The 6,742-nt window shown below is 65.1% G+C and carries 7 protein-coding genes; all 7 read left to right on the forward strand.

Going from position 1 to position 6,742, the window contains the following annotated elements; translation table 11 throughout:
- The first annotated feature begins 145 nt into the window (after nt 1-145).
- Nucleotides 146-670, forward strand: a complete 525-nt coding sequence (gene tssB / locus VIR09_RS23270; RefSeq protein WP_332014995.1) for a type VI secretion system contractile sheath small subunit — start codon at nt 146-148, stop codon at nt 668-670.
- Nucleotides 663-2,156, forward strand: a complete 1,494-nt coding sequence (tssC, locus tag VIR09_RS23275) for a type VI secretion system contractile sheath large subunit (protein ID WP_332014996.1) — start codon at nt 663-665, stop codon at nt 2,154-2,156. Before tssB ends, tssC begins: the two co-directional genes overlap by 8 nt.
- A 40-nt stretch (nt 2,157-2,196) precedes the next feature.
- Nucleotides 2,197-2,700 carry an Hcp family type VI secretion system effector gene (locus tag VIR09_RS23280; RefSeq protein WP_006395404.1) on the forward strand — a complete coding sequence of 168 codons (504 nt, stop codon included), beginning with the start codon at nt 2,197-2,199 and terminating at the stop codon, nt 2,698-2,700.
- Nucleotides 2,701-2,762: 62 nt separating this feature from the next.
- Nucleotides 2,763-3,251, forward strand: coding sequence for a type VI secretion system baseplate subunit TssE (tssE, locus tag VIR09_RS23285; RefSeq protein WP_013396288.1), 489 nt, complete (start codon nt 2,763-2,765; stop codon nt 3,249-3,251).
- Between the two features lie 54 nt (nt 3,252-3,305).
- Nucleotides 3,306-5,144, forward strand: a complete 1,839-nt coding sequence (gene tssF / locus VIR09_RS23290; RefSeq protein ID WP_332014997.1) for a type VI secretion system baseplate subunit TssF — start codon at nt 3,306-3,308, stop codon at nt 5,142-5,144.
- Complete coding sequence (gene tssG, locus VIR09_RS23295; RefSeq protein ID WP_332014998.1) at nt 5,108-6,199, forward strand: type VI secretion system baseplate subunit TssG; 1,092 nt, start codon at nt 5,108-5,110, stop codon at nt 6,197-6,199. The genes tssF and tssG overlap by 37 nt, the downstream gene beginning before the upstream one ends.
- Nucleotides 6,200-6,217: 18 nt before the next feature.
- The coding region (locus tag VIR09_RS23300; protein ID WP_332014999.1) for a Clp protease N-terminal domain-containing protein at nt 6,218-6,742 on the forward strand (525 nt) is incomplete at its 3' end.

The following is a 6,742-nucleotide window of genomic DNA, read 5'->3' on the forward strand; positions in this document are numbered from 1 at the left end:
CGGCGAACACCGCCGCAACGCCGTCCACGGCGCCAGCGGCTAACGGCGCGGCCCCGGCCGGCCGCGCGCCGGATCCTTTCGGCAATCTCCTCAAACCCTGATCGGGCCCACGGCCTCTTCACTATGCACTTCGCTTGGAGCCCCCATGGCTAAGAAAGAAAGCGTTCAGAAAAGACTCCAGAAAGTACGTCCGCCGCGCGTGCAGCTGACCTATGACGTCGAGAAGGGCGACGCGATCGAGCAGAAGGAACTGCCTTTCGTCGTGGGCGTGGTCGGCGATTTCAGCGCGCAGTCCGAAGCCGAGCTGCCGCGCCTGAAGGACCGCAAGTTCGTCAACATCGACGTCGACAACTTCGACGATGTGATGCGCGGCCTGGAGCCGCGCGCCGCCTACCGCGTGAAGAACCGCCTGACCGATGAAGAGGGCACTTTCGGCGTGGACCTCAAGTTCCGTTCGGTCGAAGACTTCCGCCCCGAGGCCGTGGTGCAGCAGATCGAGCCGCTCAAGGAACTCCTGGACATCCGCACCAAGCTGGCCGACCTGCGCAACAAGCTGGCCGGCAACGACAAGCTGGAAGACCTGCTGGGCGAAGTGCTCAGCAGCACGGAAAAACTGCAGCAACTGACCAGCGAAGCCGGCAAGAACGGCAAGGGAGGCAGCAATGAGTAATTCCGCCGCCGCGCAGAACGTATCCGCGCCCGCCGCCGCAGCCGATTCGGGCCTGTTGGACCAGATCGTCGAACAAAGCCGCGTGGCCAAGTCCACGGCCGAGCACGACCGCGCCAAGGACCTGATCGGCGAACTCGCCCGCGAAGTCATGAAGGGCACCGTGGTCGTGTCGGACAACCTGTCCGCGATGCTGGACGCCCGCGTGGCCGAACTGGACCGCCTGATCTCGGCGCAACTGAGCGAAGTCATGCATGGCGCCGAGTTCCAGAAGCTGGAAAGCACCTGGCGCGGCTTGCATTACCTGTGCCAGGAGAGCAACACCGGGCCGATGCTGAAGATCAAGGTGCTCAACGTCACCAAGCGCGACCTGGTGCGCGACTTCCAGACTGCCATCGACTTCGACCAGAGCCTGATGTTCAAGAAGGTCTACGAAGAAGAGTTCGGCACCTTCGGCGGCTCGCCGTTCGGCGCGTTGCTGGGCAACTTCGAAGTCACGCGCCAGCCCGAGGACATGTACTTCATCGAACAGATGTCGCATGTGGCGGCCGCCTCGCATGCGCCCTTCATCGCCTCGGCCTCGCCCGAGCTGCTGGGCCTGGACAGCTTTGCCGACCTGGGCCGCCCGCGCGACCTGGCCAAGGTGTTCGACACCGTGGAATACACCAAGTGGCGCAGCTTCCGCGATTCGGAAGACTCGCGCTACGTCGGCCTGACCATGCCGCGCTTCCTGGGCCGCCTGCCGTATGACCCGAAGGAAGGCACCTCGGTGGAAGGCTTCAACTTCGTCGAGGAAGTGGACGGCACCGATCACGCCAAGTACCTGTGGTGCAACGCCGCCTGGGCCTTCGGCGCACGCCTGACCGCCGCCTTCGCCGACTTCGGCTGGTGCGCGGCGATCCGCGGCGTGGAAGGTGGCGGCCTGGTCGAGAACCTGCCGACCCACACCTTCAAGACCGACGACGGCGAGATCGCCCTGAAGTGCCCGACCGAAATCGCCATTACCGACCGGCGCGAAAAGGAACTGAGCGACCTGGGCCTGATCCCGCTGGTGCATTGCAAGAACTCGGACTACGCCGCGTTCTTCGGCGCGCAGTCCGTGCAGAAGGCCAAGAAATACAACACTGACAGCGCCAACGCCAACGCGGTGCTGTCGGCGCAGTTGCAGTACATCTTTTCGGTATCGCGCGTGGCGCACTACCTGAAAGCCATGATGCGAGACAAGATCGGCAGCTTTGCCTCCGCGCAATCTGTCGAGAGCTTCCTGAACCGCTGGGTCTCGCAGTACGTGCTGCTGGACGACAACGCGAGCCAGGAGCAGAAGGCGCAGTTCCCCTTGCGGGAGGCATCGGTGCAGGTTGCCGAAGTGCCGGGGCGTCCCGGCGTGTTCCGGGCCGTGGCGTTTTTGCGGCCTCACTTTCAGCTCGACGAGCTTTCGATTTCGCTGCGCCTGGTTGCGGAGCTTCCCGCCCAGGCCCAGAAATCGTGATGACCGTCAGATTCGACGTTTTTAACTGGAGAGGCTATTAATGAAGGACATCTACGTCAAATTCGGCAATCCCGCACTCAAGGGCGAGTCGCAGGACAAGGACCATCCGGACTGGATCGAAGTCGGATCGTGGCGCCATGAGATCATCCAGCCGCGTTCGGCTACCGCCTCCACCTCCGGCGGCCACACCGCCGAGCGCACCGAGCATGGCGAGATGGTCTTCACCAAGGACCTGGACGTGGTCAGCCCGCTGCTGTATCAGCACGCATCCGGCGGCACCACCTTCGACGAGGTGACCATCGATTTCCTGCGCGCCGACGGCGAAGGCAACCGCGTCAAGTACCTGGAAATCAAGCTCAAGTACGTGATCATCTCGCGCGTGGCGCCGGAAGTCGTCAGCGAAGGCCTGCCGCACGAATCGTTCTCGTTGAAGTACGCCGCGGTGCAGTGGAAGTACACGCAGCAGAAGGTGGGCGGCAACCAGGGCGGCAATGCCCAGGGCGCATGGAGCCTCACCAAGAACGACAAGACGTACTCGGTCTGAACCTGACCGCATGAACGGCAAAGGCCCCGGCCGGTCCGGCGCCTTTGCCCAATGAGGCCGCGATGAAGGGATTCGAACCCAGCCTGTTCGACAAGCTGTTCGACGGGGACGGGCAGACACCGCATGCGCTGCGACGCCTGTCGGTGGAAGAAATCAAGGAAACGGTCGCGCGCGACATCGAGGCCCTGCTCAATACGCGCATGGTCTTCACCGAAGACTCGCTCAAGCGCTATCCGAATTGCCAGCGGTCCATCCTGACCTATGGCCTGTCGGATTTTTCCGGCCTGAGCCTGGCCAGCCACTACGACCGCGAATTCATCTGCCGGTCGCTGGAGCAGGCGATCGCCCGCCATGAGCCGCGCCTGACGCATGTGCGGGTGTTGCTGCAGGTGGACAGCCGCGCGACCTCGGTGCTGTATTTCGCGATTACCGCGATGTTGGACGTGGGGCCTGCCCACGAGCCAGTGACGTTCGACGCGACGCTGCAGCCGTCGACCTTGCAGTACTCGGTGAGCAAGGGCCGGGCCAAGGCCGCGGCCGCCGCCGCCTGATAACAAACCATGCACGCGGGCGCTGGCGGCATGCCGCCGGCGAAGAAGGGAAAGATGGAAGAACTGCTGCCTTACTACGAACGCGAACTGGGCTTTCTGCGCGGTTCGTCGCGCGATTTTGCGCAGCGCTATCCCAAGATCGCCGCGCGGCTCGGGCTGTCCGGCGAGACTTGCGAGGATCCGCACGTCGAGCGGATGATCGAATCGTTCGCCCTGCTGGGCGCGCGCATCAACAAGAAACTGGACGACGACTATCCGGAGTTCACGGAAGCGCTGTTCGAGGTGATGTATCCGCACTACCTGCGCCCGTTCCCCTCGTGCTCGGTGGCGCAGTTCGATATGGGCGGCATGGCCTCGCAACTGACCGCGCCCGTGCGCATGGCGCGCGGCACGGAACTGAAATCGCATCCGGTGCGTGGCGTGGCGTGCCGTTTCCGCACGGCGTACGACGTGACCCTGGCGCCGGTGAGCATCCGCCAGGCGGTGTTCGCCGCCACGGCCAACGCGCCGTCGGCGGCCAGCCTGCCGGCAGGGGTGACGGGCCGGCTGTCGCTGACGCTGGCCTGCCTGGCCGAGACGCAAAACTTTTCAAACCTGGCGGTGGACCGCCTGCGCGTCTACCTGCATGGCGAGCCCTCGTTCGTGGCCGCGCTGCGTGACTGTCTGTTCCTGCGCACGGCTGCGGCCTATCTGGAAACGCAGCCGGGCCGCTGGAACCGCATGCAGGACGTGCCGCTGGCAGAGGTGGGGTTGTCCGAGGACGAAGCCCTGATCGACTTCCCGGCCAGCTCGCATCCCGCCTACCGGCTGCTGGCCGAGTACTTCGCGTTCTCCGAGAAATTTAATTTCGTCGACATCGATCTGGCGGCGCTGCGGCGCGCGGCGGGTCCGGTGCGCGAAATCACGCTGCACCTGGCGTTGAAGGGGGTGCGCGCCGACTCGAATACGGCGCGTCTGCTGGAATCGGCCTCGTCCGACAACTTCCGGCTGGGCTGCACGCCCGTCGTCAATCTGTTCGCGCAGCGCGCCGACCCCATCCGCGTCACCCATGCGCAGGCCTCCTATCCGGTGGTGGCGGACGCGCGCCGCGCCTATGGCTACGAGATCTATTCGATCGACCGCGTGCGCCAGGTGCGGCAGAACGCGCAGGGCGATTCGGTGGTGGAGTTCCGGCCCTTCTATTCGCTGCATCACGGCGAGACGCCTGAAGGCGCCAGCCATTACTGGACGGCGCGGCGCAATTCGATGGTGGCCGAGCGCAGTCCGGGCTACGAAATGGAGCTGTCCATCGTCGACATCGATTTCGATCCCTCGCTGCCGCAGACCGAGACCCTGAGCCTGGAGCTGACCTGCACCAACCGCGACCTGCCCGCGCATCTGGCGGTGGGGCAGCCGGGCGGCGACCTGTTCCTGGAAGGCGGTTCGATCGCGCGCGAGATCCGCATGCTGCGCCGGCCCACGCACACGCACCGTTTCCAGCAGGGACGGGCGGCGCACTGGCGGCTCATTTCCCACCTGGCGCTGAACCATCTGTCGTTGGTGCACAGCGGCCTGCCCGCGCTGAAAGAGACGCTGCGGCTGTATGACCTGTCGCATTCCGCGGTGGCGGCGCGCCAGATTGAAGGGCTGGTCGGACTGGACTACAAGCCCGCCACGCACTGGATGCCCGGCGAGCCGTTCGCGACCTTCGTGCGCGGCATCGAAATCCGGCTGACCATCAACGAAGACAACTTCGTCGGCACCAGCCTGCATGCCTTTGTGGCGGTTATCAACCGCTTCTTCGGCCTATATGTGCACGCCAACAGCTTCGTGCAGCTGGTCGTGCTGTCGCGCCGCGGCGCGGAAGAAATCCTACGGTGTGCTCCATGCAACGGCGACGCGATCCTAGCGTAATCGAATCGCTGCTGGCCGAGCCGCAGCGCTTCAAGTTCTTCCAGGCCGTGCGGGTGCTGGAGTCATGGTTCGCCCGGCAGGAAGGCAGCCGGGCGCGCAACGCCGTGCCCGCCCACCTGCGTTTCCTGAATTCGTCGTCGCTGGCCTTTCCCGCCAGCGAGATCGCGGCGCTGACGGCCTATGACAAGCAGGGCCAGGCGCTGGAGGACACCGAGTCAAGATTGGCGGCGCTGGCGGCAGGCAACCTGGGTCGGGTGGAAATCGAGCCGGCGTTCTTCGGCCTGTTGGGCGCGCAGGGCGCCATGCCGCTGCATTACACCGAGATTCTCGGCACCCGCGAAAGCTCACGGCGCGACCGCGGAGCGCGCGCCTTCTTCGATATTTTTTCGAACCGGGCGACGGCGCTGTTTTACGCGGCCTGGAAAAAGTACCGCATGCCCTTGCGGCACGAGACCGAACAGGACCATCACTACCTGCCGCTGCTGCTGGCGTTGGGCGGCATCGGCCATCCTGCACTGCGCGACCGCCTGCAATCGGGACAGGGCCGAGTGTTTGACGAATCGTTGGCGCATTACGCCGCGGCCGCGCGCCAGCGGCCGGTATCGGCAGCTTATCTGCAACGCGTGCTGGCAGACTATTTCCAGGTGACGCTGCGGGTGGAGCAGTTCGTCGGGCGTTGGTACCACGTACCGCCGCAGAACCGCACGCAGCTGGGTATGCCCGGCGCGGTGCTGGGCGTCTCCGCCATGGCCGGCGACCGCATCTGGCAGCGCGACATGCGCATCCGGCTGTGGATCGGTCCCCTGTCCAAAGAGGCGTTCACCGACTTCCTGCCTGGCGGCGCGCGCGCCCAGGCGCTGGAGAAGCTCTTGACCATGTTCGGCGGCATGAGCTTCGAGTACGAGGTGCGGCTGGTGATGGCCAAGGAAGACGTGGGCGGCAGCGTCCTGGGCGACGGCGGCGGCGCGCGCCTGGGTTGGAATTCCTTTCTTTGCACCGAGCCGGTGGCGTCGAACCGCGATGACGCCAGCTACGAATTGCACACCATTCATTGAGACTAGACGACCTAGAACATGGCCACACCCTTGAAGACCCTGATTGGAAAGCTCAACCAGACCTGCCGCCAGGCGGCCGAGCGCGCCGCCAGCCTGTGCATGGCCCAGGGGCACTACGAGGTGGACCTGGAGCACCTGTTCCTGGCGCTGCTGGAAAAGCCGGCCAGCGATTTCAGCATCGTGGCGCGGCGCAGCGGCATCGAGTCGTCGGTGCTGGAGGCGGACCTGAATGCCGAGATCCGCGGCTTCAAGAACGGCAATACGCGCACGCCGGTGTTTTCGCCGCATTTGCCGCGGTTGTTCGAGCATGCCTGGCTGATCGCCTCGCTGGACACGCAGACTACCCGTATCCGTTCCGGCCATCTGTTGTTGGCCTTGCTGACCGAACCCGACCTGGCCCAGCTGGCGCGTCGCGGTTCGCGCCTGTTCGAATCGTTCCGCCTGGACGAGCTGAAGCATGACTACGCCGCGCTGACGGCGGGTTCCGAAGAGGCGGGCCAGTCGGTGGCGCTGGGCGACGGCCCGGCGGGCGACGCCGCGCAG

It is taken from the genome of Achromobacter sp., from assembly GCF_036567245.1.
Classification (GTDB): domain Bacteria; phylum Pseudomonadota; class Gammaproteobacteria; order Burkholderiales; family Burkholderiaceae_B; genus Achromobacter.